We start from the raw sequence: 25,053 nt of genomic DNA on the forward strand, positions 1-25,053 counted from the left end.
CCCAACGCGGGGCAAGCCCGCTCACCACAGGAAGCCTGCCCACCACAAGGAGCACACTTGCCATAGGGAGCCCGTCAGGTTTTAGAACTCCAGGGTACTGGACACCGACACCTGCCGCGCATCACTAATGGACACAAACAACCGGCTGGCCGCGGAGGTGTAGTAGGTGCGGTCGAACATGTTCTTCACGTTGAGCTGGAACTTGACCTTCTGCCCTTCGATCTTGGTGTCGTAGGTGGCAAACGCGTCGGCCACGGTGTAACCCGGCAGATCGAAATCGTTGGCGGCGTCGCCGGCGCGTTCGCCGACGTAGCGTGCACCCGTGCCCACGCGCAGTTGATCGCCACCAAAAATGCTGCCGAAGTCATAGGCCACCGACAGCGAGCCGGTGTGCTTGGCCACGTTTTGCAGGCGGTTGCCTTGCAGGGTCGGGTCTTTGTCCTTGATGTCTTCGGCGTCGGTGTAGGCGTAGCTGCCGATCACGCTCCACTTGTCGGTCAACTGGCCGCTGGCATCCAGTTCCAGACCACGGGACCGCACCTGGCCAGCGATGCTGTAGATGGTGTTCGCGAGTGATCCCACCGACACCAGCACGTTGCGCTTGTCGATGTTGAACAGTGCCGCGCTGGCGGTGATGCGTCCTGGAATATCGAGCTTGGCGCCCAACTCCCACGACTTGGATTCTTCTGGCGTAAGGTCACCGGTCAGCGTGCTGCCATCGGCCAGGGCGGCGATGGTGGAGTTGGGTTTAAACGACTCGGTGTAGCTGCCGTAGAACGACAACTCATCGGTGTAGCGATACACCAGCCCCGCACGCGGCACCCAGGCCTGGCCGTTGCCATTGGTGTTGGCCTTGAACGGCACGCCTTTGCCGGCGTATTGGTCGTACATCTGGTAGCGCGCGCCCGCGACAAAAATCCACTGGTCGGTGAGATGAATCGCGTCCTGGAAGAACAGCGAGTCGCTGCGCAACAGGTCGGTCTGGGCGCTGTCGGCGGCGCTGACCGTGGTGCCCGCGACTTCGTTGCCGTACACCGGGTTGTTGTAGTTGAACGTCGTGCGCGAGGCCTGGCGAATCAGGTCGGCGCGGTAGATCTTGCGGTACTCATCGTCCATGCCGAATACCAGATCATTCTGCAGGCCAAACACATTGACCTTGCCTTCCAGGCTGACGGTGGTGAAGCGGTCGGTGGTGATCGCGCCCTGAGTGCCGTCCATCTTGCGGGTCAGGGTTCCATCCGTGTTTACCGCGCTGACGCGCACTTGGCTGGCGTCGTAGGTTTCGCGATTCCAGCTGTAGCCGAAGTGGGCTTTCCAGTCGTCGTTCAGGTCGTGGTCGGCTTCGAAGCGGTAAAGGTCGGAGCGGCCTTCCATGTTGTTGAACGGTTCATCCAGGCGCCGGGTGGATGGAATGTCCAGCGGATGATTGGACTTGTCGATGGCGGTGCCACGGTCGAACGGCGAGAGAAACTCGCGGTGTTCGTAGGCGAACAAGAGCTGGGTGCTGTCGCCGTACCAGGCCAGGGACGGCGCGACCAAGGTCTCGCGGTGGGTGCCGAAATTGCGCCAGTAGTCTTCGTCTTCATGATCGACGATCAGCCGATAGGCCAGGCCCGAGTCACCGATGGGGCCGGTGGTGTCGAGGCCACCACCGCTGCCGTTCTTGCCGTTGCCGAAGGTCGAGCCGCGCACGGTCAGGGCAGTGGATTGGGTCAGTTCGGGCTTTTTGCTGACGATGTTCACCACGCCGCCCGGATCCTGGATGCCATACAGCAGCGACGACGGGCCCTTGAGCACTTCGACACGCTCCGCCGTGGCATTCAAGGCGCGGCCCTGCACCACCGGCATGCCGTCACGCATGATCGAGCCGTTACGGTTGTCGCCAAAGCCGCGCAGCATCACGGCGTCCTGGGTGCTGGCCAAGGTGTTGGCCTGGGTGATGCCGCTGATATTGCCCAGGGCGTCATCCAGGTTGCGTGGGGTCTGGTCGCGCAGCACTTGGGCCGGCACCACGTTGACGGTTTGCGGGGTTTCCAGCAGCAGGGCACGGGAGCGCATCACCGAACTGGTGGGTGGCGGCTGGTAGCTGGTGCTGTCCTGGGTTTGGCCGACGCCACTGATGGTGGTAGCGCCAAGGTTGACTGCGCCATCGGTCGGCACCGGCTCAAGCGCCAGCGTGCGGGCGTCGATCTGGCGGAAGGTGAAGCCGGAGTTGCCCAGCAAGCGTTGCAGGGCCTGGGTCGCGCTCATCTGTCCGCTCACGGCCGGGGCGCTGAGGCCGTAGGGCGCTTCATCGGTGTAGATCACGCTGATTCCGGTGACCCGGCTGAAATCACTCAGAGCCTGGGGCAGCGGTTTGGCAGCCAGGGCAAACGTGAACTGAGCGCTTTGCTGCTCCTGCGCCTGAGCCACGCACAGGGGCAGCAAGGCCAACCCCGATACCGCCAATACCGAGGCTCCCAGCCACTGTTTAACCAAACCGCCCGCCGTCGACTTCATGCTGTGAGAACCCGTGTAGAAAACGCTGTTAATGCGAATAGATCGCAGTTTCAAGCACTACACGGATGGGCCACCGGTTTACCTCACGTTTATTTGCAAATATTTTTCTTATTGCGCCTGAATGCGAAAGCCAAAGCGCGGGAAGTGCACGTGCACGGTGCCGCCACGCGGGTCGGTGCGGCGCAGGATCAGCTCTTCGCGCCCGGCAAAGAGCAATTCGCCGGCGACCGGGTCGACGCCGTAGTCGATGGCGCCGATGGTCACCTGCTGGCCGGCCTTGAAGCCATTCAAGTCCTCGAACACCTCGTCCGGCAGCGGCGCCGGTGTGGCGTCGCGCGCAATCTCCAACGCCTGCTCGGCAGTCATTTGGCTGGACGTGCCGTGACCAAAACCAAGCACACGCCCCAGCCACGCAGATACGGCCGGATACGCGTCCACCAACGGCGCGGTTACCGGCGTGGCCTTGAGGAACCACAACGGATGGGCCATAGCAAAGTCGGCAATCGACGGCTCGCCAAACAGGAAGTCCCCCGACTCACGCTGCAGTTGCTGCTCCAGCCGCGCCATGATCGCCGGCCATTGGTGCTTGGCCAGCTCAGTCGGCAGCTTGCTCGCGGTGCCGCCACTGAACAGCGCGGCGCGGTCGGCAAGAAACGCCTTGATCGCTTCCGGTGGCAGCTTGCCAAAACGCACCGCCACCGATTCTGGCTGGAACACCAGGCTCACCGCGTGGGCAAACACCACGCTGTCGGCCCAAGTGGCGAAGGTTTGGGTGATCATTTCCTGGCCCAGCGGGAACAGCGCCGGCGCGGCTTTTTCCTGCTCAAGGCGACGGGCAATCAAGGCGGTGTCGCAATAGATATCGGCGCCCACTTGCAGCACTGGGGTTTTGCGATAGCCGCCGGTGAGGGCCGTCAGGTCCGGCTTGGGCATCACCGGCGAGATATGCACCGAATGCCAGGACAAACCTTTGAAACCCAGCAGCAGCCGAGCTTTTTCCGCGAATGGGGAGGTTGGGTAGTGGTGCAGGATGAGTTCAGACATGCCGGGGTCCACTTGGAAAAATGAACCCGCAGCTTAGCGCGCAACGGGCTATGGCGGCGTGATGGGAACCCATCAGTCAGATCAATGAGCCCTGCGCCGCCAAACACTCCTTGGCACTCTTCTTCAGCTTCTTGATCAACCGCTCCTGGCGCAGCGCCTCGCCCTTGCTTGCGCATTGCTCGGTGTATACCAGCGCCACGGCCGGGCTGGACAGGAAGAACCGCGCGCCCTTGCCGCTCTGGTGCGTGGCGAAGCGGCGCAGCGGATCATTGCTGATGCCGCAATACAGCGAGCCATTGGCGGCGCGCACCAGGTAGACGAACCAGGGCTTGGGTGGAGGAAGATCAGTCACAGGTCATGTCGGCAAGCCAGAGGAGCGCCAATCTTATCAACGCCCGGCCTGAAATGCCTTGAGGCCTTTGCGTGCCTGGGCGCGGACGGCATTTTTCAAGGCCGGCGACCAGCCCAGCAACAGGCCCTTGATGCCCAACGCCTGGCGCGACCAGCGCCACAGGTCGAAGTGGTCGTGGTGCTCACAGATCTTGCCGTCGCGGAACACGAACCGCGCGCCGATATCGTTGACCACGGTGTTGCCGGTGGCACTGAACAGGTAAGTCGCCACCCAATGCGCACTGCCGGTGGTGTCATCGCTGCGTACATGGTCGAACGTCAGGGAGAAATCCTTGGCCCGCGTGGTCAGCATGCGCCACATGTCGCCCGCATCACGGCCGCGCAATTCGCCGAAGGCCGGGTCGCTGAACACAACGTCGTCGGTGTAGCAGGCGGCCATGGCCTCGGCGTCCAGGCGCTGGAAGGCGCTGTAAAACTCAGTAATCAAGGCGTTGTGGGCATCACTCATGGGCAGCTTCCAAACCTGGGGTTGTAGGCCGCTCAAGATAGTCTGCGCACCGGCAAAACTCTATCGGCATTTGCACAGGTGATGACGGCCCAAACCTTAGGGCACCATGCCGCAACTGCGGGCGTAGGCGAACAGGTCGACGTCGGTGGAAATGCACAGCCGGCTCATGGCCGTGCTTTTCTGTTTACTGATCGTGGAAATACTGCGATTGACCCGCGCGGCGATCTGGCTGACGGTCATGCCGCTGGCGAGCATGCGCACCACTTCGCGTTCCTTGCTCGACAATTGCGGCTGTTGCGACTGATCCCCCGTGCCTGCCTCCTCCATCTGCGCGCGCAGGCATTCACTGGCGAAGGTCTGGCCCTTGATCACGGTGCTGATCGCAATCGGCAGCTCCCGGGCCGACGCGCTCTTGGCGACGATCGCCCGCGCGCCATGGGCGAACGACGCACGCAGCGTCGCGACATTGGCAAACATCGTGACCAGGATCACCGGCAAATCCGGATACTGGCGGCGCAACAGGCCCAGCAGTCCGTAACCGTCCGCCTGCTGACCGCCCGGCATGGCGAAGTCGGTCACCAGCACATCACAGGCGACGGTCTCCAATAACCGGAGCAATTCATCGGGCCCATCGGCCTCGCCAACCACTTTGCATTTACCGCCCGCCTCAATCACCACCCGTTGGCCGATACGCACAATGGGATGATCGTCGGCAACAATTACACGAAGCATAAATACCCACGAATGATGGCAAAATGAATTCGCGCAAAAATACCCCTGTCCAAGCGGCTCAACAACTACCTGACGCGACACGTTTCGGACCGCGCCCAGCAATTGATAGCCAATAACTTCATGCCTACAAGATAAAAAGAAATTACCTACATCCAAAACTTAGTACACATCCGAACAGCATCTTGCGAACTTCCAGGCAGCACTATTCATAACCGACTCAGATAACGGATGTAGACATGCAAGTTGCGCTGAAACGCTTGCAAATGCGGGGTACTGGCCAAGACGCCTCGGGCTTTGACATGCGCGATCAGTTGCTCGCCACTCAATTCCAGGTCAGCGCCCCCCACGAACGCCAGACTCCCCACCAGACGGTGCAGGCGCTCTACCACCAATGGCGCATCGGCGCTGGCCCGGGCCTGGTCAAGCAAAGCGTCATCTTCCCGTGCTTCATTGATCAGGCTGACCAGCACGCGGTTCACCACCTCATCACTGCCGAAAATCTCGATCAGGCTGCTGCGTGTCGGCCAGGCGGTATGGCGCGCACCATCAGCGGGGCCTTCCATCAACGGTGGCGAGAGTAAAGGTGTCAACTTCAGGACAGGTACTGGATTAAAAAATACCCTTGTCACCAGACTCACCTCAATGCGCTTACATTAATTTTCAAGCCCATGGGTTCTCGGCACACATCGTGAGTGGGTGAAAGGCTTTAACAGCCAACCGAGAACAACGTGCGACACTTGCGTGACACTCACATGACCATTAATAAGCAGCGACAAATAACGGTTTACCTATGAACCTGGCGATACAACAACTACGAAAAACACTAACTTTCCTACAAATTTGATCATTAATTCCCACGCACTTAGGTAGGAATAACGCCGGCCAGGATTGTCGTAAAAGTTGTATTTCCCCGCCCCCACCCGGCAGCTAAATTGCCGTCACCCCGCAAAGAGGGAATGGACTTGCTGCCACCGGCGAGCCCAATCAAACACAACCAGCCGCCCTGATCACCGTCCTCCTTGAAAGATCGGACGATGCGGTGTGCGCGCCTTTATCAGCCAGCCCTGTAGTGGAATGTATTGAAATGAACAAATCCCTGACCCTGTTGAGCTCTGTCCTGCTGCTCGCCAATGCGCTGCCGACGTTTGCCGCCAGCAGCGTGGACATGACAGTAACGGGCGTAATCACGCCCAGCGCCTGTACGCCCAGCCTGCCGGGAGCTGTCGATTTCGGAAAGATCTCAGCCAAAGACCTGAATGCCGACGCCCAAACCCGGCTTCCTGACCAAACCATAAAACTGTCGGTCAGTTGCGAGGGTTCGACACTGTTTGCCATCACGCCCTTCGACAACCGCACCGGTTCCTCTACCCAAAACAGTGCTTTTGGCCTGGGCCTGATCAACGACACCGAGAAACTGGGCAGGTATTTCCTGACCATGCGCAACCCAGTGGCTGACGTAGCCTCAACCTTGCTGAGTACGCGCGGCGAAGGTCGCTGGGGAGAGCTATTTGACGACGATGCGGTCGTGCCTAACGCCTTGATCGCACTGGGTAGCTTCGACGCTACCAACGGCTGGCTGCCGCACCCACTGCAAGACATGAGTGTGGAAGTGGTGCTCAACACCGCCATCGCGCCAGCCAAATCTCTAACACTCACCAACGAGGTGCAGTTGGATGGTTCGGCGACCTTTGAAGTGAAGTACCTGTAACGCCCACCCAACGTCCTTCCACCCCGCTCAATGGTGATTGCCCTATGAACCTATGTGCCACTCGCACTGCGCTGCTATTGCTGTTCACTCCCGTCGTGTTTGCCTCCAGCAATACCGACCTCAGCGTGAGCGGCACGATTACGCCCAGCGCCTGCGCGCCGCTGATTTCCGATGGCGGCATGGTCGACTTCGGAAAAATGTCGGCAAAGTCGCTCAATGCCGACCAGCACACCTCCCTGCCCAACCAAAGCATGCATGTAAGTGTGCGCTGTGAAGGCCCCACTTTTTTCACCCTCAACACCATCGATAACCGCGCCGGCACGTCGGCCAACCATGATCGGTGGCATGGCTTGGGGATGACGCCCAATGACGAAAAAATCGGTGGGGCAAGCTTTCACCTTTACACCCCCGTTGCGGATGGCGTCGCGGTACGCATGATTAATTCAGAGGATGGCGGCGTCACCTGGAGACCCGCCAATGAGTTGAATCACCTGTGGCTGACCACGATCGCGAAAAGCGGTGAAGAGACGCCCATCGCCGCCCAGGAGTTTGACGCCGAGATCCGTCTGTATACCCACGTTGCCCCTTCGGAGCGCTTGACCCTGTTGGACGAAGTCCCCATCGACGGTCACGCCACCATCCAACTCAAGTACCTGTAATTACCCATTATCGAAAGGAATCAGTTCGCCATGAAAACCCTGCTCAGTACCGTCGCAGCCAGCGTGATGCTGGTGACCGGCGCGACCGCCTTCGCAGCCTCCACCGTCGACCTGGCGGTCAAGGGCCTGATCGTTCCCAGTGCCTGCACGCCCACCCTATCCGGCGGCGGCATCATCGATCACGGCAAAATCTCCGCCAAGGACCTGCGCCCGAACAACCCAACGCTCATCGGCACGCACACCCTGATTATTGAAGTGAATTGTGATGGTCCGACCACGTTTGCCCTGAACTCAATCGATAACCGGAAAGAATCGGCACTGATGAGCACGCTGTTCGGCCTGGGCCTGATCAACGGCACGCAAAAACTGGGGTGGTTCACGCTGATTTTGCAGAACGCCATCGCCGACGGCGCCCCAGTGAAAACCATCGCCTCCGGTGATGGCGGCAAGACGTGGTACGAAGAAAGGTTCTGGGACCCAGGCCTCTACATGTCGGTGGCAGCCACAAGTGACACCTCGACGCCAGTACCCGCTACGGAATTGGTGGCTGACCTGCAGGTGAACACCTCGATCGCCCGCACCGACGGCCTGGACCTGACCAACGAGGTCACCCTGGATGGTTCGGCCACCCTGGAAGTGAAGTACCTGTAACGCCAGGGCGACCATGCTCAGGCATGGTCGCCTTTACGTACGGCCACCGTCCTCCAGCCAGTGATCCCCATGAACCTGCAGCCCAATCTTTTTGCCGTCCTGCTCACACTGACCTTCGCCGCACCGACAAGCGCAGCATCGATAGTCGACGTCACGGTGACCGGCAGGCTCACCCCGGACGCCTGCCACGTCGAGCTGTCGGAAGAAGGCATTGTCGACCACGGCAAGATTCCCACGCATACCCTCAACAGCGATGAATTCACCGTGCTGCCAAGCCAGCTACTGGAACTCTCCGTGCAATGCGCGCGGCCCATGCTGTTTGCGCTGGCGGGCATCGACAATCGCGCGGAATCAGCACTGACGCCGGATGTTTTCGGCCTGGGTCGAAATATTCATGCCCCCGATGAGCGCATGGGCAGTGTGGCGCTTTTCTATCGCAACCCGGTGGGCGATGGGCAGCCCATGCAGGTGCTGGTGTCCACCGATGGCGGTGAAACCTGGGCCGCGCGGCCCGACGCCGAGCCAAAGGCCTATGCCGGTTTCGCGCTATCGGGTGACCGTCAGCCGGACTTCATCCGCCAACTGGACGCCCAATTGCACGTAGAAACGTCCATCAACTTTTCAAACTACCTGACCCTGGATCAAGAGGTGCCCTTGGACGGGTCGATCGTCCTGGATCTGCGCTACTTCTGATTCTTCTTTTGCCCAATGGAACCCCGTCATGACGACGTTACTTTTGAACATCGCGGCCCTGACACTTCTGTTCAGCCTGAATGCCCGGGCCGACGGAATGGTCCCCGACACCTCCGTGGTGATCGTGCATGAAAGCGAGGGCGAGGCCAGTGTTTCGGTGACTAACACCGACAGCCAACTGGCCCTGCTGCACGTCACCCTCGAAAACATTCCGGAAGACACAGAGCCGTTGTTGGTGGTCACTCCCCCGCTGGCGCGCGTCGACCCCGGCAAATCGCAACTGGTGCGTTTCATTTTGCAGGCGCAGCAGCCGCTGATGACGCAGCGGCTCAAACGGGTGATTTTCGAAGGCATGCCCACCGGCCGAGCCGCCACCAAAGCAGGGCATGCCCGCGTCGGCGTGACCGTGCGTCAGAACCTGCCGGTGATCATTCATCCCGAAGGGCTGGCGCCCAATCGCACGCCCTGGACCGGTTTGACCTGGGCCCTTGAGAACAACCAATTGCAGGTCAGTAATGACACGCCGTATGTGGTGCGACTGGCCCAGGAACTGAGCCTGCTTCCGGGTAACGGCAAGGCGATGCTGCCGCGCACCTACGTGTTGCCGGGCGAGCGATTGCGTGTACCGGTAACCGGCACCGGCGCCCAAACTGTCCGGCTGCAACCGGCCACCCTCTATGGCTTCGCGGTGGCCGCCTACGAAGCCCCTATCACCGTGCTCTAACGAAAAAAACAGACGCTCGCGCCTGTAAATACGAAGTGACGGCGCAATGACCGTCACCGCGACGCACAGACGTCCAACACTTAATGCCTTTGGTGAAAACAGTCGTGAATGATCGTGACGGCAAAGCCGTGCCCGCCGCACCCACCCACCTTGCCCTGCCGGCGTGGCTGTTAACTTGCGCCCTGCTCCCTGAAGTGACCTGGGCCGATGCCGATTCCGGTTTCGATTCCAAGACCCTGAGCCAGCGCGGCATTGATCCGCAACTGGCCAGCCTGCTGCTGGAAGCTCCGCGCTTTACCGCTGGCAAACACGCGGTGACGCTGCGGGTCAACGGCCAAAACCGTGGTCGTCTGCAAGCCCGTTTCGATCAACAGGGTGCCCTGTGTTTCGACCGCACGTTACTGGACGCCGCCAACCTGGTGATCCCGGACGACAGCGGCAAATGCCACGACTTTCTCGCCCAATTTCCCCAGAGCCTGATCGAACCCGACCCGGCCACCCTGACGGTGTCGCTGGTGGTGCCGACCGAGGCCCTGCGACCGCTGAAACAGGATGTCTCGGGGTATCAAGCCGGCGGCATCGCGGCCTTGCTCAACTATGACCTGAGCGGTTTCTACAATCAGTTGGGCGATGACACCAACCGCTTCGGCTCGGCCAATACCGAAGTTGGCTTCAACGCCGGCGACTGGATCGTGCGCAGCCGCCAGGTGCAGACCTGGCAGGACGGCCTGTCGCGCAGTACCCACCTGGAAGCCTACGCCCAGCGCACCTTCGCCCAGCATCAGGCGGTGCTGCAAGCCGGGCAGATCAGCCTCTACAACCCGGTGCTGTCCGGGGCGCAGATCAATGGCGTGCAGGTGTTCACCGAGCAGGCACTGCTGGACCAGGAGCAAGGTGCGACCATCGAGGGCATCGCCAACAGCCCGGCGCAGGTCGAAGTGCGGCAGAACGGCGCGTTAATCCACTCAACGGTAGTCCCCGCCGGCCCGTTCGCCTTGCGCGATGTGCGGCGCTTGAACACCCGCTCGGACGTCGAAGTGACTGTTCGGGAAAGCACCGGCGAGGAGCGCCGTTTTACCGTGCCGGCAGCGATGCTTGGCCTGGGCCTGCCGGCAGCCGGTTATTCGGTGGGCGCAGGTCGCGTACGCAATATAGGAGACGCCAAAGGCGATGACCCCTGGGTTGTCAGCGCCGGCTGGAACGGCGCCGTGCACCCGCAAGTCTCGGTGGGCGGCGGCCTGCTCGCGGCCAGCGAATATCGCGGCGTGGGCGCAAGCCTGGCCTGGCTGCCAGGGCTCGACAGCCAAGTGCAACTGGCCAGCCAGTTCTCCGATGCGCAGTCCCACGACAAGGCCCAAGGCATGCAGACCGACCTCGCATGGTCCCAGCGCCTGGGTGAGCAATGGTCATTCAGCGCGGCCAACTCCTGGCGCACGCCGGGCTATCGCGATCTGGAAGAAACCACTTACGACACCCAACCCGACCACTATCGCCGCTCACGTTACCGCGACCAGCAAAGCGTCACACTCGGCTGGTCGCACCCATCGCTAGGGGCGTTCAGCGCCGGGGTGTCGCGCTCCAGCAATTTTGACGACGAGACCAGCAGCCGTGCCCTGGCCTCGTGGGGCACCAGTGTGGGCGGCGTATCGCTGTCCGCCAGCGCCGAATGGCAGATGGGCGGTCGCCAACAGCAGGACAACGCGGTGTACCTGAACCTCAGCCTGCCCCTCGGCGAGCGTCGCCGGGGCCGCGCGTGGGTGCGCAATTCGGGAGGCGAGCATCGCTCGGGAGTCGGGCTCAACGAGCAGATCGACGATCAACTCAGCTACCGCGTCAGCGCCGAATACGACACCCGCGACCGCCAGGTCGAGACCACCGTCGGCGTGTCCACCCTGCCCCGCTACAGCCAGTTGGACCTGAGCTACAGCCGCAGCGACAGTGAACGTTCAAGCTACCAAGGCGGCGCTCGCGGCGCCGTGGTGGCCCATGGCAGCGGTCTGACCTTCTCGCCGTATCCCGTGCGCGACACGTTCGCACTGGTGTCTGTGGGCGACATGAGCGGCATCAAACTCAGCACCCCCAGCGGCCCGGTCTGGACCGACTGGCAGGGGCAAGCGGTGGTGTCCCAGGTCAACGCCTATGGCCGCAGTCCGGTCGAAGTGCAGACCCGTTCGCTACCGCGCAATGCCGACATCAACAACGGCCTGGCGATGATTTCGGCCGGGCGCGGTGCGGTGGATCGCGTCGAGTTCGGCGTGGCGCTCACCCGTCGGTTGCTGCTCACCGCACGCACTGATCAGGGCCAACCGCTGCCGCGCGGCGCGGTGGTAAGCACGGCCGAGGGCGAGTTCATCACCCTGGTCCAGGATGGAAGCCAGGTGTTCCTGCCCAACGTGCTGGAGCACACCACGCTGTGGGTCAGCAACGCCGACATCGGGCGCTGTGAACTGCGCTTCGACCTGCCGACCAAGCCCGACCCCACGGTGTATTTCGAAACCGCCGACGCCCGCTGCCATACCCCTGGAGAATGACCGATGCCCATCCTGAGAGTTGCCTGCCTGCTGCTGATAGTGTCCAACTGCGCCTTGGCCGCGGATGAATGCCAGTTAAACCTCAGCGAGGCGCGCCTGGATTTCGGCTCGATGAACCGCGCCGCGCAGCACGACAGCGCCCCCCAGCGTCTACTCGGCGAGCGCCGTCTGAGCCTGACACTCAACTGCGCGCAACCCGGCGACATGAGCCTGTTCTATCGCGCTGTCGCCGCAAGTGCCGAGCGCCTGCAATTCACCGAGCACGGCAGCTACGCCATACAGGTCAGCGACGGAATGCTGGATGGCCAGGCGGTCAACCTAGGGTTGCTGCCCGCCAACGGTCAGCCGCCCGTGGCCACCGGCGCCGCACTCGGCTGGCGGCCGGGGCACGGGATCGCCCCGATGCTCAACGGCACACCGCTGACCGGCAAGCATTTCACGCTGCAACTGAGCGTGAGCGCCTGGGCCGATGCTGCCGCCACACGCGTGCGGGACGCGACCACTTGGGAAGTGACCGGCCGCGTCTCCCACCCGCAAAGCGAGCGAGAGCTGACCCTGCAAGCGCACTTCGCCCCTGTGGCGTGCGTGCCGCTATTGTCCAATGGCGGGCTGGTGAATTATGGCAGGCTGCTGGCCAAGGACTTGAGCGCCACCAGTGAAACGCCGCTGCCCACGCGGACCTTGCAGTTTTCCGTGAGCTGCGACGCCGCCACGCCCTTCGCCCTGAAGATGCATGACAACCGCAACGGTTCCGCCACCGGCGGCACCGATGAAACTGCCTACGGCCTGGACGTGGACTACAGCCACAACAAGATCGGGCGCTACTACGTGAACATCGACCCGGCCGAGTTCAGCGCTGATGCCCTCGGCCCGCTGTATCGCACCGACTCCACCAGTGGCGGGGCGGCGTGGAGCAGCTCCAGCCCGCGCCAAATCCCCATCGCCGCCAACAGCCTAATGGGCTTTACCGACCGCACCGCCAGCACGTTGGGGCCGGTGCCGATCCAGAACCTCTCCGGCACGCTGCGCATCAAGGCCTACCTGGCGCCGATGGAGTCGCTGGACTTGCGAAACATGGTGCACATCAACGGCGCCGGCACCCTCGAAATCATTTACCTGTAACCCAAGGGATCAGCCTCATGAAAACGCACAACATCGCCCTTCTTTCCCTGCTGCTGGCCGCAGGGACCGCCGCTCAGGCGGCCTCGCAGGTGGATCTGGCGGTCACAGGCCGTCTCACGCCCACCGCCTGTACGCCGCTGCTTTCCAACGGTGCAGTCATCGACTACGGCAAGATCTCCCATCAGGACCTCAACGTGGACAAGGGCACGCGTCTGCCCATCAAGCCGTTGCAAGTCAGGATTGCCTGCAACGGCGCGAACCGCTTCGCCTTGCGCATGCGGGACAATCGTGACGGTTCGGCGATGGTCAACAGCGAGATTTACTACGGCCTGGGCTTGGACCATAGCGGTAACCGCATCGGTCTGTACTCGATGGCCTTCGACCCGCGCCAGACCATCGTCGACGGCAGCACGCTGGTGTATGGCACCGAGTCCACCACCGGTGGCCTGGCCTGGCGCACTGCCAACCTCAACCCGATCAACATCGGCGCCAAGAGCTACCTTGGGTTCACGGACATCGCCGGCAGCACGGCCGGCCCTTCGGCGATTCAAGAATTGACCAGCACGGTGCAGGTCGAGACCGTGATCAACGCCACGCAAAACCTCGACCTGAGCCGCGACATCGCGCTCGACGGCCTCGCCACGCTGGAGGTGGTGTACCTCTAGATTTTCTCGCTGGTCACCTGCACATACCGCGCCCGCCCGGCGCCAAGGCCCGCGGCGATCGCACCGACACCAAGCACCGCGAAGATCCAGCCAATGGCCGACCAGCCGCCGGTCCAGTCATGCACCAGGCCCACGGCCAATGGGCCGAGCGAGGCCAGGGTGTAACCGAAGCCCTGGGCCATACTCGACAGGTTGGCCGCCACGTGGGCATCAGGGGAACGCAGCACGATCAGGGTCAACGCCAGGCTGAACGTGCCGCCCTGCCCCAGCCCAAGCAAAATCGCCCAGCCCCACAAGCCATCGAGCGGTGCATAGAGGCAACCGAACAGCCCGCCGAGGGTCAGCAGCATCACCACCACAATCGCCAGGCGCTGGTCCTTGCCCCGGGTGGCCAGCCACGGCGCGGCCAGCGAACTGACCAATTGCACAATGATCGAGCCAGACAGCGCCAACCCGGCCTCGGTGGCGCTCAGGCCACGACCGATCAGGATCGACGGCAGCCAGCCAAACACGATGTACGCCAGGGACGATTGCAGGCCCATGTACAAGGTCACCTGCCAGGCCAGTGGGTCACGCAGCAAGCCCTTGACCCGGTAAGCCACCTGATGCGCGCCCTGTTTATGCCCGACCTGGGGCAACCAGAACACGGCCGCCATCAGCGCCGGCAAGATCCAGAAGCCCAGGCCTATCGGCCAACTGTCGCCGAAGTAATGACTCAACGGCACCGTTGCGCCTGCCGCCAGCGCCGCGCCCAGGCACAGCGCCATGGTGTACACGCCGGTCATGGCGCCGGCCTGTCGAGCGAAATCACGCTTGACGATGCCCGGCAACAACACGCCGATAATCCCAATGCTTGCGCCGGCAATCAGGCTGCCGGCGAACAGGCCCACTTCACCGAACGAACTGCGTAGCAGGATGCCCGCCGCCAGGGTCAACAGAATTCCCAGCACCACGCGCTCGGCGCCAAAACGCCGCGCCAGGATCGGCGCCAGGGGCGCGAAGAGCCCCAGGCACAACACTGGCAAGGTGGTCAGCAGACCGGCCCTGGCGGCTGACAAGCCCAGGCTGCTGGACACTTCACCGAGCACCGGCGCCATGCTCGACAGCGCCGGACGCAGGTTCAACGCCACCAGGACCAGGCCTAGCAGCAACAACCAAGGGCGGTTCAGCGGCGCGGGCGCCTGCTGCACGATGTCGTCGTCTGCTTCGGCGTCGATCAACAGTTCTTCAAGTTCAGTCGTGCGTTTGGCTTCAAGGTTCATGGATCAACTGGGCGCCGAGGATGGCGTAGAAGGAGTGGTACAACTCGCTCAAGGCGGGGTTGCGCGCTTCGTCCAATCATTGGATGAATTTGCCCACAGGCTATTCGGAGTTTCCTACGAGGGCAAGGCAACGGTTTTTTTGAACAGGCAAAAATAAACCCGGCGCCAGGCCGGGTTTATGGTTAAGCGTCACCTGTCGATCAATGCAGAATCTGGCTCAAGAACAACTTGGTCCGATCGTTCTGCGGGTTGTCGAAGAAGTCATTCGGCGCCGCTTGCTCAACGATTTCGCCTTTGTCCATGAAGATCACGCGATTGGCCACGGTGCGGGCGAAGCCCATTTCGTGGGTTACGCACAACATGGTCATGCCGTCTTCAGCCAGGCCGATCATGGTGTCGAGTACTTCCTTCACCATTTCAGGGTCGAGGGCCGAGGTCGGTTCGTCGAACAGCATGATTTTCGGCTTCATGCACAGCGCACGGGCAATCGCCACACGCTGTTGCTGGCCGCCGGACAGTTGCCCCGGAAACTTGTGGGCCTGCTCCGGAATGCGCACGCGCTCCAAGTAGTGCATGGCGATTTCTTCGGCCTTGCGCTTAGGCATCTTGCGCACCCACATCGGCGCCAGCGTGCAGTTCTGCAGGATGGTCAGGTGCGGGAACAGGTTGAAGTGCTGGAACACCATGCCGACTTCACGGCGGATCGCTTCGATCTGCTTGAGGTCGTTGGTCAGTTCCACGCCATCGACCACGATGCGGCCTTGCTGGTGCTCTTCCAGACGGTTGAGGCAGCGGATGGTGGTGGACTTGCCCGAACCCGACGGGCCGCACAGCACGATACGCTCGCCCTGCTTGACGTTGAGGTTGATGTCTTTCAACACGTGGAACTGGCCGTACCACTTGTTGACGCCCTGCATCTGGATAATGCCTTCAGGGCTCACAGGCTGTTTGATTGCTTCGCTCATAACAACAACTCCTAACGCTTGTGGCCTGTGTCGAGCTTGTGTTCCAAATGAATGGAATAGCGCGACATACCAAAACAGAAAATCCAGAACACCAGGGCGGCGAACACGTAGCCTTCAGTGGCCATGCCCAACCATTTCGGGTCGGCGGCGGCTTGCTTGACGCTGTTGAGCAGGTCGAACAGGCCGATGATGATCACAAGGCTGGTGTCCTTGAACAACGCGATAAACGTGTTGACGATACCGGGGATCACCAGCTTCAAGGCTTGCGGCAGAATCACCAGGCCCATGCTGCGCCAGTAACCCAGGCCCATCGCGGCAGCCGCTTCGTACTGACCTTTAGGAATCGCCTGCAAACCACCACGCACCACTTCGGCCACATAGGCCGACTGGAACAGGATCACGCCGATCAACGCCCGCAGCAGCTTGTCGATGCCCATCCCTTCAGGCAGGAACAGCGGCAGCATCACCGAGGACATGAACAGCACGGTGATCAACGGCACGCCGCGCCAGAACTCGATGAACGTCACGCAGATCACACGAATTGCCGGCATGTTCGAACGCCGTCCCAGCGCCAGCACGATGCCCAGAGGCAAGGCGCCGGCGATACCGACGGTGGCGATCACCAGGGTCAGCATCAGGCCGCCCCATTGGCTGGTCGCCACGTTGGTCAGGCCGAAGATCCCGCCGTGCAACAGGAAGAACGCAATGATCGGGTACAGCACCAGAAAGCTCAGGCCGTAGATCGCCTTGCGTTGGAAACGCGAGATGAACAACGGTGCCACGCCAACGATGGCCAGCCACACGGTCAGGTCTACACGCCAGCGCAGGTCGCCGGGGTAGTAGCCGTACATGAACTGCCCAAAGCGCTGTTGGATGAACACCCAGCAGGCGCCTTCTTTCGTGCAATCGGCGCGGGTCGTCCCAACCCAGTTGGCGTCGAGGATGGCCCAGTGCAGGATCGGCGGCACCACCAGGTAGATCAGGTAGAACGCCAACAGCGTCAGCAGGGTGTTGAGCCAACTGGAAAACAAGTTGGCGCGCATCCATGCCACCGGCCCGAAGACTTTGCTCGGCGGCGGCATATCAGGTTTGAAAGTATGCGTACTCATGGGCGTTTCCTCACCGCTCGATCAGCGCAATGCGCTTGTTGTACCAGTTCATCAGCAGGGAAATGCTGATGCTGATCGCCAGGTACACGCTCATGGTGATGGCAATGACTTCGATGGCCTGGCCGGTCTGGTTGAGCACCGTGCCGGCAAACAGCGAAACCATTTCCGGGTAACCGATACCGGCGGCCAACGACGAGTTTTTCGCCAGGTTCAGGTATTGGCTGGTCAGCGGCGGAATGATCACTCGCAGGGCTTGCGGGATGATGACCTTGCGCAGCGTCGGCCCAGGGCGCAGGCCCAGGGAGCGCGCAGCTTCGGTCTGGCCGTGGCTGACGGACTTGATGCCCGAACGCACGATCTCGGCGATAAACGCTGCCGTGTACACGGTAAGCGCCAGGGTCAGCGCCAGCAGTTCAGGGATCAGCACCCAGCCGCCGACAAAGTTGAAACCTTGCAGCGTGGGCATTTCCCAGTGCAGCGGTGCACCGAAGATCAGGGCGCACAACGCCGGGATCACGAAAAACAGCGCCAGGCCCGCCCAGAATTTGTGGAACGGAACGCCGGTGGCTTCAAAGCGTTTGTTGGCCCAACGCGCCATCGCCACGATTGCCACGATCGCCACCACCACACTGACCACAAACGGCCAGAACCCATCAGCGGCAAGCGCTGCCGGCATATTCAGGCCACGGCTGCTGACAAAGAAGGTGTCGCCGAAGTTATGGCTGTTACGCGGCCCCGGCATGGTCAGGAACACCGCGAAGTACCAGAACAGGATTTGCAGCAGCGGCGGAATGTTGCGGAACACTTCCACATACACGGTCGCCAGCTTGTTGATCATCCAGTTCGGCGACAGACGCGCCACGCCAATGATGAAACCGAGCAAGGTCGCCAGGACCACGCCGATCACGGTCACCAGCAAGGTATTGAGCAAGCCGATTACAAAGACGCGGGCATAGCTGTCCGATTCGGTGTAGTCGATCAAATGCTGCGCGATGCCGAACCCGGCACTGCGCTCAAGAAAGTCGAAACCCGAGGTAATGCCTCGGTGCTGAAGGTTGGTCTGGGTATTGTCGAAGAGGTACCAGCCCAGCGAGATCACCGCCACAATCGTGATGATCTGGAAGAGCCACGCACGCACTTTGGGATCGCTGAAGCTGAGCTTCTGCTTTGGTGCGCCGATTTGATTTTGCATGAAGTGCCCCGGAAAGAATGGAACAGAACATCACCCGGCGGTTGGCCCACCGGGTGACAGAACCATCAGCGATCAGCGCACAGGGGGTGCGTATTGAATGCCGCCGTTGTTCCACAGTGCGTTCAGGCCACGGTCGATTTCCAGCGGGGTGCTCTTGCCGAGGTTGCGCTCGAACACTTCGCCGTAGTTACCGACTTGCTTGACGATCTGTACGACCCAGTCTTTCTTCACTTTCAGGTCTTTGCCGTATTCGCCGTCAGCACCGAGCAGACGTGCAACGTCCGGGTTCTTGGTGGATTTGGCTTCAGCTTCAACGTTTTTGGAAGTAATGCCGGCTTCTTCAGCGTTGAGCATGGCGTAGCCAACCCAGCGCACGATGGCCAGCCACTCGTCGTCGCCGTTACGCACGACTGGGCCCAGCGGTTCTTTGGAGATGGTTTCCGGCAGAACCACGTAGTCCTTCGGCGCGGCCAGCTTGCTGCGCTGGGCGAACAGTTGGGACTTGTCGGAAGTCAGGACGTCGCAACGACCGGATTCCAGCGACTTGGCGCTTTCGTCGGAGGTGTCGAAGGTGATCGGGGTGTATTTGAGGTTGTTGCCACGGAAGTAGTCGGAAACGTTCAGCTCGGTGGTGGTACCGGCCTGGATGCAGATGGTTGCACCGTCCAGTTCCTTGGCGCTTTTTACGCCCAGCTTATTGTTAACCAGGAAGCCGATGCCGTCGTAGTAGGTGATGAAGCCTGGGAATTTCAGGCCCATGCCGGCGTCGCGAGAGCTGGTCATGGTGGTGTTACGGGACAGAATGTCGACTTCGCCAGACTGAAGCGCGGTGAAACGCTCCTTGGCGTTCAACTGGCTGAACTTGACCTTGGTCGCGTCGCCGAACACAGCAGCAGCGACAGCGCGGCAAACGTCAGCGTCGATCCCGAGGATCTTGCCGCTGGCATCCGGTACCGAGAAACCCGGCAAGCCGTCACTCACGCCGCATTGCACGAAGCCTTTCTTCTGCACGGCGTCCAGAGTGGCGCCAGCTTGGGCGAAACCACTGACACCCAGTACAGCGGCCGCGGAAACGATGGCCAGGGTGGATTTCAATACCTTCATTCAAACCTCCAAATACGCTCTTGTTGTGTCGGAGCTCGAACCTCAGCGCACCCTTATGAGGCGATATTGACCCGTGTTGGTTTTTTTTAGGGTCAAGCGGCATGAGGCTGTCGCAGTAATTCCAGCGGCTATCCCATAAACGGCAGTCACTGATAGTGTTACCGTCCCGGGATAGTTCTGACATCGACCTACACATAGCAAGCGCCGTACCAGAGTGGTGGCTGAGTCGTTTCAGCCCATGGTCAATAGGAAAAGATTCAACCTTGCGACATTCTCTTAACAGATCAACCTATGACGCACCGTTCCGTCGCACTTAATCGGAGCGCACGCACATTTATGGAGCAGACATGACCGAACCCTTGATTCTTCAGCCCGCCAAGCCCGCAGACGCCTGCGTAATCTGGTTGCATGGCCTGGGTGCCGATCGCTACGACTTTTTGCCGGTGGCCGAAGCGCTGCAGGAAAGCTTGCTGACGACGCGCTTTGTATTACCCCAAGCGCCCACCCGCGCGGTGACTATTAATGGCGGCTACGAAATGCCGAGTTGGTACGACATCAAGGCCATGAGCCCGGCCCGTTCGATCAGCCTGGAAGAACTGGATGAGTCTTCCAGAATGGTCACCGATTTGATCAAAACTGAAAAAAGCAGCGGAATAGACGCCTCGCGAATTTTCCTCGCCGGTTTTTCCCAAGGTGGCGCGGTGGTTTTCCACACAGCGTTTACCAAATGGCAGGGTGCCTTGGGTGGCGTCATCGCCCTCTCCACCTACGCGCCTACCTTCAGCGATGAGCTGGAATTGTCCGCCAGCCAGCAGCGCATTCCCGCTCTGTGCCTGCACGGCCAGCACGACGAGGTGGTGCAGAACGCGATGGGCCGTACGGCTTACGAACACCTGAAGAGCCGTGGTGTCACCGTGACATGGCAGGAATACCCAATGGGCCACGAAGTGTTACCTCAGGAGATACACGATATTGGCGCCTGGTTGAGCGCTCGCCTGGGCTGATACTCCGCATTTATGTAGCCGTATGACAGACACACTACGCCGCGCCCGATTCTTGCATTACACTGCCCGGCGTACATTCCTTAACCAATTAATGAGATCACCGTGCTCAAAGCACTTAAGAAGATGTTCGGCAAAAGCGAGGCTGAGCCGCTCGCGCCTGTCCCCAGTGCTCCTGTCCCCGCCTCCGGCAGCCGCAATGACGGCCAACAGCCCGACCGGACCGCTCCTATCGCGCAGCCGAAGACGCCGCCGGTGACATCGCCCGAACAGGCAACCCCTCAGGCTGAAGCCGCGCCCGCCCCCAAGCCTCGCCGGGAACGCGCCCCTAAACCGCCGGTGATCCCATGGAAACTCGAAGACTTTGTCGTCGAGCCCCAGGAAGGTAAAACCCGTTTCCACGACTTCAAACTGGCCCCGGAACTGATGCACGCCATCCAGGACCTGGGCTTCCCGTACTGCACGCCGATCCAGGCGCAGGTATTGGGCTTCACCCTTGCCGGCAAAGACGCCATCGGCCGTGCCCAGACCGGCACTGGCAAGACCGCCGCGTTCCTGATCTCGATCATCACCCAGCTGCTGCAAACGCCGCCGCCGAAAGAGCGCTACATGGGTGAACCGCGCGCGCTGATCATCGCCCCGACCCGGGAGCTGGTGGTGCAGATCGCCAAGGACGCCGCCGACCTGACCAAATACACCGGCCTTAACGTGATGACCTTCGTCGGTGGCATGGACTTCGACAAGCAGCTCAAACACCTCGAAGCCCGCCACTGCGACATTCTGGTAGCGACCCCTGGCCGCCTGCTGGACTTCAACCAGCGCGGCGACGTGCACCTGGACATGGTCGAAGTGATGGTGCTGGACGAAGCCGACCGCATGCTCGACATGGGTTTCATCCCGCAAGTGCGCCAGATCATTCGTCAGACCCCGCCGAAAAACGAGCGTCAGACCCTGCTGTTCTCCGCGACCTTCACCGAAGACGTGATGAACCTCGCCAAGCAGTGGACCACCGACCCGTCCATCGTCGAGATTGAAGCGCTGAACGTCGCCAGCGAAAACGTCGAACAGCACATCTACGCGGTGGCCGGTGCCGACAAGTACAAACTGCTCTACAACCTGATCAACGACAACGGTTGGGAGCGCGTGATGGTGTTCGCCAACCGCAAAGACGAAGTACGCCGCATCGAAGAGCGTCTGGTACGTGATGGCGTCAACGCCGCGCAACTGTCCGGCGATGTGCCGCAACACAAGCGCATCAAGACACTGGAAGGCTTCCGCGAAGGCAAGATCCGCGTGCTGGTGGCCACTGACGTGGCGGGCCGTGGGATTCACATCGATGGCATCAGCCACGTGATCAACTTCACCCTGCCGGAAGTGCCGGACGACTATGTGCACCGGATTGGCCGTACTGGCCGTGCGGGCGCAGCGGGTGTGTCGATCAGCTTTGCCGGGGAAGATGACTCGTATCAGTTGCCGTCGATCGAGACGTTGCTGGGGCGCAAGATCAGCTGTGAGACGCCGCCGACGCACTTGCTGCGGGCTGTAGAACGCAAACGCCCGTAAGCTGAAACCCGGTCAAAACTGTGGGAGGGGGCTTGCACCCCGATAGCAGTGGATCAGTCGATACATAAATTGACTGACACACCGCTATCGGGGGCAAGCCCCCTCCCACATTTGGTTCTGTGTTCGGCTGGCTACTTCCAGCGAGCCGCTGCAGCGTGGTCGCTGTCCCGCCCGTCCACCCAGCGCGAACCTTCTGGGGTGTTCTCTTTCTTCCAGAACGGCGCTCGCGTCTTCAAGTAGTCCATCACAAACGCACAGGCATCAAACGCAGCCTGGCGATGGGCACTGGCTGCCGCGACAAACACAATCGGCTCACCCGGCTCCAACGCGCCGACGCGGTGCAGTACGTCCAGCTTGAGCAACGGCCAACGCTGCTCTGCTTCCACGGCGATCTTGGCCAGGGCCTTTTCGGTCATACCGGGGTAATGCTCCAAGAACATCCCCGATACGTCGCGACCATCATTGAAGTCGCGTACATAACCGACAAAACTCACCACCGCGCCCACGCCCACGTTGGCCGCGTGCATTGCGTTAACTTCAGCACCGGGATCAAACGCCTCAACCTGCACACGGATGGCCATGTTCAGCCTCCGGTCACGGGTGGGAAGAAGGCAACTTCGTCTCCGGCGTGTACCGGTTCGTCGAGACTGCACAACTCCTCATTGCGGGCGCACATCAGACTTGGCTCGTTGAGGACTGCAAACTCCGGGTCACTGGCCAGCGCCAGGCGCACGGCATCCACGGTGGCAAACTCACCTTCCATCTCCAGCGAATCGAAGCCCACCGATTCGGCGTAGCGCGCAAAAAACAGGACGTTAATACTCATACTTGATCCGCCTTGAAATGCCCGCTCTTGCCGCCCAGCTTTTCCAGCAGGCGAATACTTTCGATGGTCATGCCGCGATCCACGGCCTTGCACATGTCGTAGAGGGTCAGCGCAGCGACGCTGGCTGCCGTCAATGCTTCCATCTCCACGCCGGTCTTCCCGGACAGCTTGCAGCGCGCCACGATATGCACCGCGTCTTCGCCATCGGCACTCAGTTCGACCTTGACGCCGGTGAGCATCAGCGGATGGCACAGGGGGATCAGATCACTGGTTTTTTTTGCTGCCTGGATCCCGGCGATGCGGGCCACGGCAAACACGTCGCCCTTGGGATGGGCGCCGTCGACAATCATTTGCAGGGTGCTTGGCAACATGCGCACCCGCGCTTCAGCCACCGCCTCACGGAACGTCACGGACTTGTCGGTGACGTCGACCATATGGGCGCGACCTTGGGAATCGAGATGAGTCAGCACAGCGATACTCCTGATCAGGAGCCGCGATTGTAAACCCAACACACAACAAAATGTGGGAGGGAGCAAGCCCCCTCCCACACTGACCGCATTTACAAATGAGACTCTGCGTATTCAGCCAGGATCGAACGTGGAACACCCTGCAGCGCAATGTGCACGCCGTTCGGGAAGTCTTTGAAGCGTTCAGTCAGGTAGGTCAGCCCGGAGCTGGTCGCGGACAGGTAAGGGGTGTCGATCTGTGCCAGGTTGCCCAGGCACACCACTTTGGAACCGGCGCCGGCACGGGTGATGATGGTTTTCATCTGGTGCGGCGTGAGGTTCTGGCATTCATCGATCAAAATCAGGCTCTGCTGGAAGCTGCGACCTCGGATGTAGTTGAGGGATTTGAACTGCAACGGCACTTTGCTGAGGATGTAGTCGACGCTGCCATGGGTGTTTTCGTCATCCATGTGCAAGGCTTCGAGGTTGTCGGTGATCGCCCCCAGCCACGGCTCCATTTTTTCCGCTTCGGTGCCGGGCAGGAAGCCAATTTCCTGGTCCAGACCCTGCACGGAGCGGGTGGCGATGATGCGGCGATAGCGCTTGGTCACCATGGTCTGCTCGATGGCGGCAGCCAGGGCGAGGATGGTTTTACCGGAACCCGCAGCGCCGGTCAGGTTGACCAGGTGGATGTCCGGATCGAGCAGCGCATACAGCGCCAGGCTCTGGTAGATGTCGCGCGGTTTCAGGCCCCAGGCTTCCTGGTGCAACAGGGGTTCCTGATGCAGGTCGAGGATCAGCAGCTTGTCGACCTGGATCTCTTTGATCCAGCCCACGAAGCCCTGTTCGTCGATGATGAATTCATTGATGTGCACGGCCGGCAGGTTGTCGATCAGTTGTACCTGGTGCCAGGTGCGGCCATGGTCCTGACGGGTTTCGACCTTGCTCACGAGGTCCCAGAAGGAACCGGTCACCGTGTGATAACCACGGGACAGCATTGAAACGTCATCGACCAGTTGGTCGGTGCTGTAGTCCTCGGCCGCGATCCCACACGCTCGGGCCTTGAGGCGCATATTGATGTCTTTGGTCACCAACACCAGGCGCAAGTCCTTGTCACGCGCGTGCAGGTCGATCAATTGGTTAATGATTTTGTTGTCGTTGAGGTTTTCCGGCAGCAGGCTGTTGGGCTCGCTGCGCTTGCTCATCAGAATCGACAGCAAGCCCTTGGGCCCGCTCTTGCCACGCTGGATCGGCACGCCGACTTCAACGTCCTCGGGTGACGCTTCGCCCAGGGTCTTGTCGATCAGGCGGATGGCCTGGCGGCATTCGGCGGCGACGCTGTGGTGCCCACTTTTGAGTTTGTCGAGTTCCTCAAGCACGATCATCGGGATGGCGACGTGGTGCTCTTCGAAATTGAGCAGTGCGTTTGGATCGTGGATCAATACGTTGGTATCAAGCACATAAAGGATTGGCTGGTCGGAAGAAGGGGTGCGTCCATGATCATCCATACTCGGTCACCTTTGTGGGAGCCAGTCGACGCAATACCACGACAGTGCTGCGCCTTGATTCGACCACCGACTGCACCTGAGTGACGTCAAGCGCAGTGCCCACATGAGGAGTCTTGGAAGACGCCACCTGTGTTGCAGGTTTCGGCGATCTGACTTCGTAATACCGCAAAACCCATGACAGGAAAAAGCA

General features: G+C 60.9%; 25 protein-coding genes. 10 read left to right on the forward strand and 15 right to left on the reverse strand.

The window, feature by feature from the left end:
- Positions 1-81: 81 nt before the first annotated feature.
- From G9Q84_RS01790 to G9Q84_RS01815, 6 genes are all read right to left on the reverse strand, one after another.
- Positions 82-2,499 (reverse strand): TonB-dependent siderophore receptor, encoded by a 2,418-nt coding sequence (locus G9Q84_RS01790; RefSeq protein WP_181642810.1) that lies wholly within the window; start codon positions 2,497-2,499, stop codon positions 82-84.
- A 108-nt stretch (positions 2,500-2,607) separates the two neighbouring features.
- The gene (locus G9Q84_RS01795) at positions 2,608-3,543 is read right to left on the reverse strand and encodes a glutathione S-transferase family protein (protein ID WP_032886394.1); all 936 of its coding nucleotides are present in this window, start codon (positions 3,541-3,543) and stop codon (positions 2,608-2,610) included.
- A gap of 76 nt (positions 3,544-3,619) precedes the next feature.
- Positions 3,620-3,895, reverse strand: a complete 276-nt coding sequence (locus G9Q84_RS01800; protein ID WP_032886393.1) for a GIY-YIG nuclease family protein — start codon at positions 3,893-3,895, stop codon at positions 3,620-3,622.
- Between the two features lie 36 nt (positions 3,896-3,931).
- Positions 3,932-4,402, reverse strand: a complete 471-nt coding sequence (locus tag G9Q84_RS01805; protein ID WP_032886392.1) for a nuclear transport factor 2 family protein — start codon at positions 4,400-4,402, stop codon at positions 3,932-3,934.
- Positions 4,403-4,498: 96 nt separating this feature from the next.
- Entirely contained in the window at positions 4,499-5,134 is a 636-nt protein-coding gene (locus G9Q84_RS01810) for a response regulator (RefSeq protein ID WP_122680329.1), read from the reverse strand.
- A 206-nt stretch (positions 5,135-5,340) separates the two neighbouring features.
- The gene (locus G9Q84_RS01815; RefSeq protein WP_050442825.1) at positions 5,341-5,697 is read right to left on the reverse strand and encodes a hypothetical protein; all 357 of its coding nucleotides are present in this window, start codon (positions 5,695-5,697) and stop codon (positions 5,341-5,343) included.
- 521 nt (positions 5,698-6,218) lie between these two features.
- Here G9Q84_RS01815 and G9Q84_RS01820 point away from each other — a divergent pair.
- From G9Q84_RS01820 to G9Q84_RS01855, 8 genes are all read left to right on the forward strand, one after another.
- Positions 6,219-6,842, forward strand: coding sequence for a DUF1120 domain-containing protein (locus tag G9Q84_RS01820; RefSeq protein WP_181642811.1), 624 nt, complete (start codon positions 6,219-6,221; stop codon positions 6,840-6,842).
- Positions 6,843-6,886: 44 nt separating this feature from the next.
- Entirely contained in the window at positions 6,887-7,501 is a 615-nt protein-coding gene (locus tag G9Q84_RS01825; RefSeq protein WP_095183894.1) for a DUF1120 domain-containing protein, read from the forward strand.
- A 30-nt stretch (positions 7,502-7,531) separates the two neighbouring features.
- Entirely contained in the window at positions 7,532-8,152 is a 621-nt protein-coding gene (locus G9Q84_RS01830; protein ID WP_181642812.1) for a DUF1120 domain-containing protein, read from the forward strand.
- A 69-nt stretch (positions 8,153-8,221) separates the two neighbouring features.
- Positions 8,222-8,845, forward strand: a complete 624-nt coding sequence (locus tag G9Q84_RS01835) for a DUF1120 domain-containing protein (RefSeq protein ID WP_181642813.1) — start codon at positions 8,222-8,224, stop codon at positions 8,843-8,845.
- A gap of 28 nt (positions 8,846-8,873) precedes the next feature.
- Complete coding sequence (locus tag G9Q84_RS01840; RefSeq protein WP_032886386.1) at positions 8,874-9,569, forward strand: fimbria/pilus chaperone family protein; 696 nt, start codon at positions 8,874-8,876, stop codon at positions 9,567-9,569.
- Positions 9,570-9,652: 83 nt separating this feature from the next.
- Positions 9,653-12,100, forward strand: coding sequence for a fimbria/pilus outer membrane usher protein (locus G9Q84_RS01845; RefSeq protein WP_185159948.1), 2,448 nt, complete (start codon positions 9,653-9,655; stop codon positions 12,098-12,100).
- 3 nt (positions 12,101-12,103) lie between these two features.
- On the forward strand, positions 12,104-13,222 hold the full coding sequence (locus tag G9Q84_RS01850; protein ID WP_032886385.1) for a DUF1120 domain-containing protein: 1,119 nt from the start codon (positions 12,104-12,106) through the stop codon (positions 13,220-13,222).
- Positions 13,223-13,239: 17 nt separating this feature from the next.
- A complete protein-coding gene (locus tag G9Q84_RS01855; protein WP_122764764.1) occupies positions 13,240-13,887 on the forward strand; it encodes a DUF1120 domain-containing protein in 648 nt (215 codons plus the stop codon).
- Here G9Q84_RS01855 and G9Q84_RS01860 read toward each other — a convergent pair.
- The 5 genes from G9Q84_RS01860 to G9Q84_RS01880 all read right to left on the reverse strand — a co-directional run bounded on the left by G9Q84_RS01860 (position 13,884) and on the right by G9Q84_RS01880 (position 19,519).
- On the reverse strand, positions 13,884-15,149 hold the full coding sequence (locus tag G9Q84_RS01860; RefSeq protein WP_122680334.1) for a CynX/NimT family MFS transporter: 1,266 nt from the start codon (positions 15,147-15,149) through the stop codon (positions 13,884-13,886). The two genes, G9Q84_RS01855 and G9Q84_RS01860, sit on opposite strands and share 4 nt — an antisense overlap.
- Before the next feature lie 200 nt (positions 15,150-15,349).
- A complete protein-coding gene (locus tag G9Q84_RS01865; protein ID WP_003171943.1) occupies positions 15,350-16,114 on the reverse strand; it encodes an amino acid ABC transporter ATP-binding protein in 765 nt (254 codons plus the stop codon).
- An 11-nt stretch (positions 16,115-16,125) separates the two neighbouring features.
- Positions 16,126-17,223, reverse strand: a complete 1,098-nt coding sequence (locus G9Q84_RS01870) for an amino acid ABC transporter permease (RefSeq protein WP_032886381.1) — start codon at positions 17,221-17,223, stop codon at positions 16,126-16,128.
- 10 nt (positions 17,224-17,233) lie between these two features.
- The gene (locus G9Q84_RS01875; RefSeq protein WP_181642815.1) at positions 17,234-18,415 is read right to left on the reverse strand and encodes an amino acid ABC transporter permease; all 1,182 of its coding nucleotides are present in this window, start codon (positions 18,413-18,415) and stop codon (positions 17,234-17,236) included.
- A gap of 72 nt (positions 18,416-18,487) precedes the next feature.
- Positions 18,488-19,519, reverse strand: coding sequence for an amino acid ABC transporter substrate-binding protein (locus tag G9Q84_RS01880; protein ID WP_010212954.1), 1,032 nt, complete (start codon positions 19,517-19,519; stop codon positions 18,488-18,490).
- Positions 19,520-19,866: 347 nt separating this feature from the next.
- Between G9Q84_RS01880 and G9Q84_RS01885 the strand changes: the two genes are divergently transcribed.
- Both G9Q84_RS01885 and rhlB read left to right on the forward strand, forming a co-directional pair.
- A complete protein-coding gene (locus tag G9Q84_RS01885) occupies positions 19,867-20,523 on the forward strand; it encodes an alpha/beta hydrolase (RefSeq protein WP_122752433.1) in 657 nt (218 codons plus the stop codon).
- Between the two features lie 96 nt (positions 20,524-20,619).
- Positions 20,620-22,083 carry an ATP-dependent RNA helicase RhlB gene (rhlB, locus tag G9Q84_RS01890; protein WP_177326431.1) on the forward strand — a complete coding sequence of 488 codons (1,464 nt, stop codon included), beginning with the start codon at positions 20,620-20,622 and terminating at the stop codon, positions 22,081-22,083.
- Between the two features lie 131 nt (positions 22,084-22,214).
- On the opposite strand, the gene moaE is transcribed toward rhlB, so the two are convergent.
- The 4 genes from moaE to G9Q84_RS01910 form a co-directional block, all read right to left on the reverse strand.
- On the reverse strand, positions 22,215-22,664 hold the full coding sequence (gene moaE / locus G9Q84_RS01895; protein WP_181642816.1) for a molybdopterin synthase catalytic subunit MoaE: 450 nt from the start codon (positions 22,662-22,664) through the stop codon (positions 22,215-22,217).
- A 2-nt stretch (positions 22,665-22,666) separates the two neighbouring features.
- Positions 22,667-22,909, reverse strand: coding sequence for a molybdopterin converting factor subunit 1 (gene moaD, locus G9Q84_RS01900; RefSeq protein WP_032886374.1), 243 nt, complete (start codon positions 22,907-22,909; stop codon positions 22,667-22,669).
- Entirely contained in the window at positions 22,906-23,379 is a 474-nt protein-coding gene (gene moaC / locus G9Q84_RS01905; RefSeq protein WP_181642817.1) for a cyclic pyranopterin monophosphate synthase MoaC, read from the reverse strand. The genes moaD and moaC overlap by 4 nt, the downstream gene beginning before the upstream one ends.
- Before the next feature lie 89 nt (positions 23,380-23,468).
- Positions 23,469-24,863 carry a PhoH family protein gene (locus tag G9Q84_RS01910; RefSeq protein WP_032886372.1) on the reverse strand — a complete coding sequence of 465 codons (1,395 nt, stop codon included), beginning with the start codon at positions 24,861-24,863 and terminating at the stop codon, positions 23,469-23,471.
- Between the last annotated feature and the right edge of the window lie 190 nt (positions 24,864-25,053).

The organism is Pseudomonas sivasensis (genome assembly GCF_013778505.1).
Taxonomy (GTDB): domain Bacteria; phylum Pseudomonadota; class Gammaproteobacteria; order Pseudomonadales; family Pseudomonadaceae; genus Aquipseudomonas; species Aquipseudomonas sivasensis.

What these genes read in the sequence shown, in the direction of transcription:
- G9Q84_RS01855 (WP_122764764.1), top strand. Translation starts at nt 13,240, where the DNA reads ATGAAAACGCACAACATCGCCCTTCTTTCCCTGCTGCTGGCCGCAGGG.
- G9Q84_RS01885 (WP_122752433.1), top strand. Translation starts at nt 19,867, where the DNA reads ATGACCGAACCCTTGATTCTTCAGCCCGCCAAGCCCGCAGACGCCTGC.
- G9Q84_RS01840 (WP_032886386.1), top strand. Translation starts at nt 8,874, where the DNA reads ATGACGACGTTACTTTTGAACATCGCGGCCCTGACACTTCTGTTCAGC.
- G9Q84_RS01830 (WP_181642812.1), top strand. Translation starts at nt 7,532, where the DNA reads ATGAAAACCCTGCTCAGTACCGTCGCAGCCAGCGTGATGCTGGTGACC.
- moaE (WP_181642816.1), bottom strand. Translation starts at nt 22,664, where the DNA reads ATGGCCATCCGTGTGCAGGTTGAGGCGTTTGATCCCGGTGCTGAAGTT.
- G9Q84_RS01845 (WP_185159948.1), top strand. Translation starts at nt 9,653, where the DNA reads ATGCCTTTGGTGAAAACAGTCGTGAATGATCGTGACGGCAAAGCCGTG.
- moaD (WP_032886374.1), bottom strand. Translation starts at nt 22,909, where the DNA reads ATGAGTATTAACGTCCTGTTTTTTGCGCGCTACGCCGAATCGGTGGGC.
- G9Q84_RS01910 (WP_032886372.1), bottom strand. Translation starts at nt 24,863, where the DNA reads ATGGATGATCATGGACGCACCCCTTCTTCCGACCAGCCAATCCTTTAT.
- G9Q84_RS01820 (WP_181642811.1), top strand. Translation starts at nt 6,219, where the DNA reads ATGAACAAATCCCTGACCCTGTTGAGCTCTGTCCTGCTGCTCGCCAAT.
- G9Q84_RS01815 (WP_050442825.1), bottom strand. Translation starts at nt 5,697, where the DNA reads ATGGAAGGCCCCGCTGATGGTGCGCGCCATACCGCCTGGCCGACACGC.
- G9Q84_RS01825 (WP_095183894.1), top strand. Translation starts at nt 6,887, where the DNA reads ATGAACCTATGTGCCACTCGCACTGCGCTGCTATTGCTGTTCACTCCC.
- G9Q84_RS01850 (WP_032886385.1), top strand. Translation starts at nt 12,104, where the DNA reads ATGCCCATCCTGAGAGTTGCCTGCCTGCTGCTGATAGTGTCCAACTGC.
- G9Q84_RS01805 (WP_032886392.1), bottom strand. Translation starts at nt 4,402, where the DNA reads ATGAGTGATGCCCACAACGCCTTGATTACTGAGTTTTACAGCGCCTTC.
- G9Q84_RS01875 (WP_181642815.1), bottom strand. Translation starts at nt 18,415, where the DNA reads ATGCAAAATCAAATCGGCGCACCAAAGCAGAAGCTCAGCTTCAGCGAT.
- G9Q84_RS01810 (WP_122680329.1), bottom strand. Translation starts at nt 5,134, where the DNA reads ATGCTTCGTGTAATTGTTGCCGACGATCATCCCATTGTGCGTATCGGC.
- G9Q84_RS01790 (WP_181642810.1), bottom strand. Translation starts at nt 2,499, where the DNA reads ATGAAGTCGACGGCGGGCGGTTTGGTTAAACAGTGGCTGGGAGCCTCG.
- G9Q84_RS01870 (WP_032886381.1), bottom strand. Translation starts at nt 17,223, where the DNA reads ATGAGTACGCATACTTTCAAACCTGATATGCCGCCGCCGAGCAAAGTC.
- G9Q84_RS01860 (WP_122680334.1), bottom strand. Translation starts at nt 15,149, where the DNA reads ATGAACCTTGAAGCCAAACGCACGACTGAACTTGAAGAACTGTTGATC.
- G9Q84_RS01835 (WP_181642813.1), top strand. Translation starts at nt 8,222, where the DNA reads ATGAACCTGCAGCCCAATCTTTTTGCCGTCCTGCTCACACTGACCTTC.
- G9Q84_RS01880 (WP_010212954.1), bottom strand. Translation starts at nt 19,519, where the DNA reads ATGAAGGTATTGAAATCCACCCTGGCCATCGTTTCCGCGGCCGCTGTA.
- G9Q84_RS01865 (WP_003171943.1), bottom strand. Translation starts at nt 16,114, where the DNA reads ATGAGCGAAGCAATCAAACAGCCTGTGAGCCCTGAAGGCATTATCCAG.
- G9Q84_RS01795 (WP_032886394.1), bottom strand. Translation starts at nt 3,543, where the DNA reads ATGTCTGAACTCATCCTGCACCACTACCCAACCTCCCCATTCGCGGAA.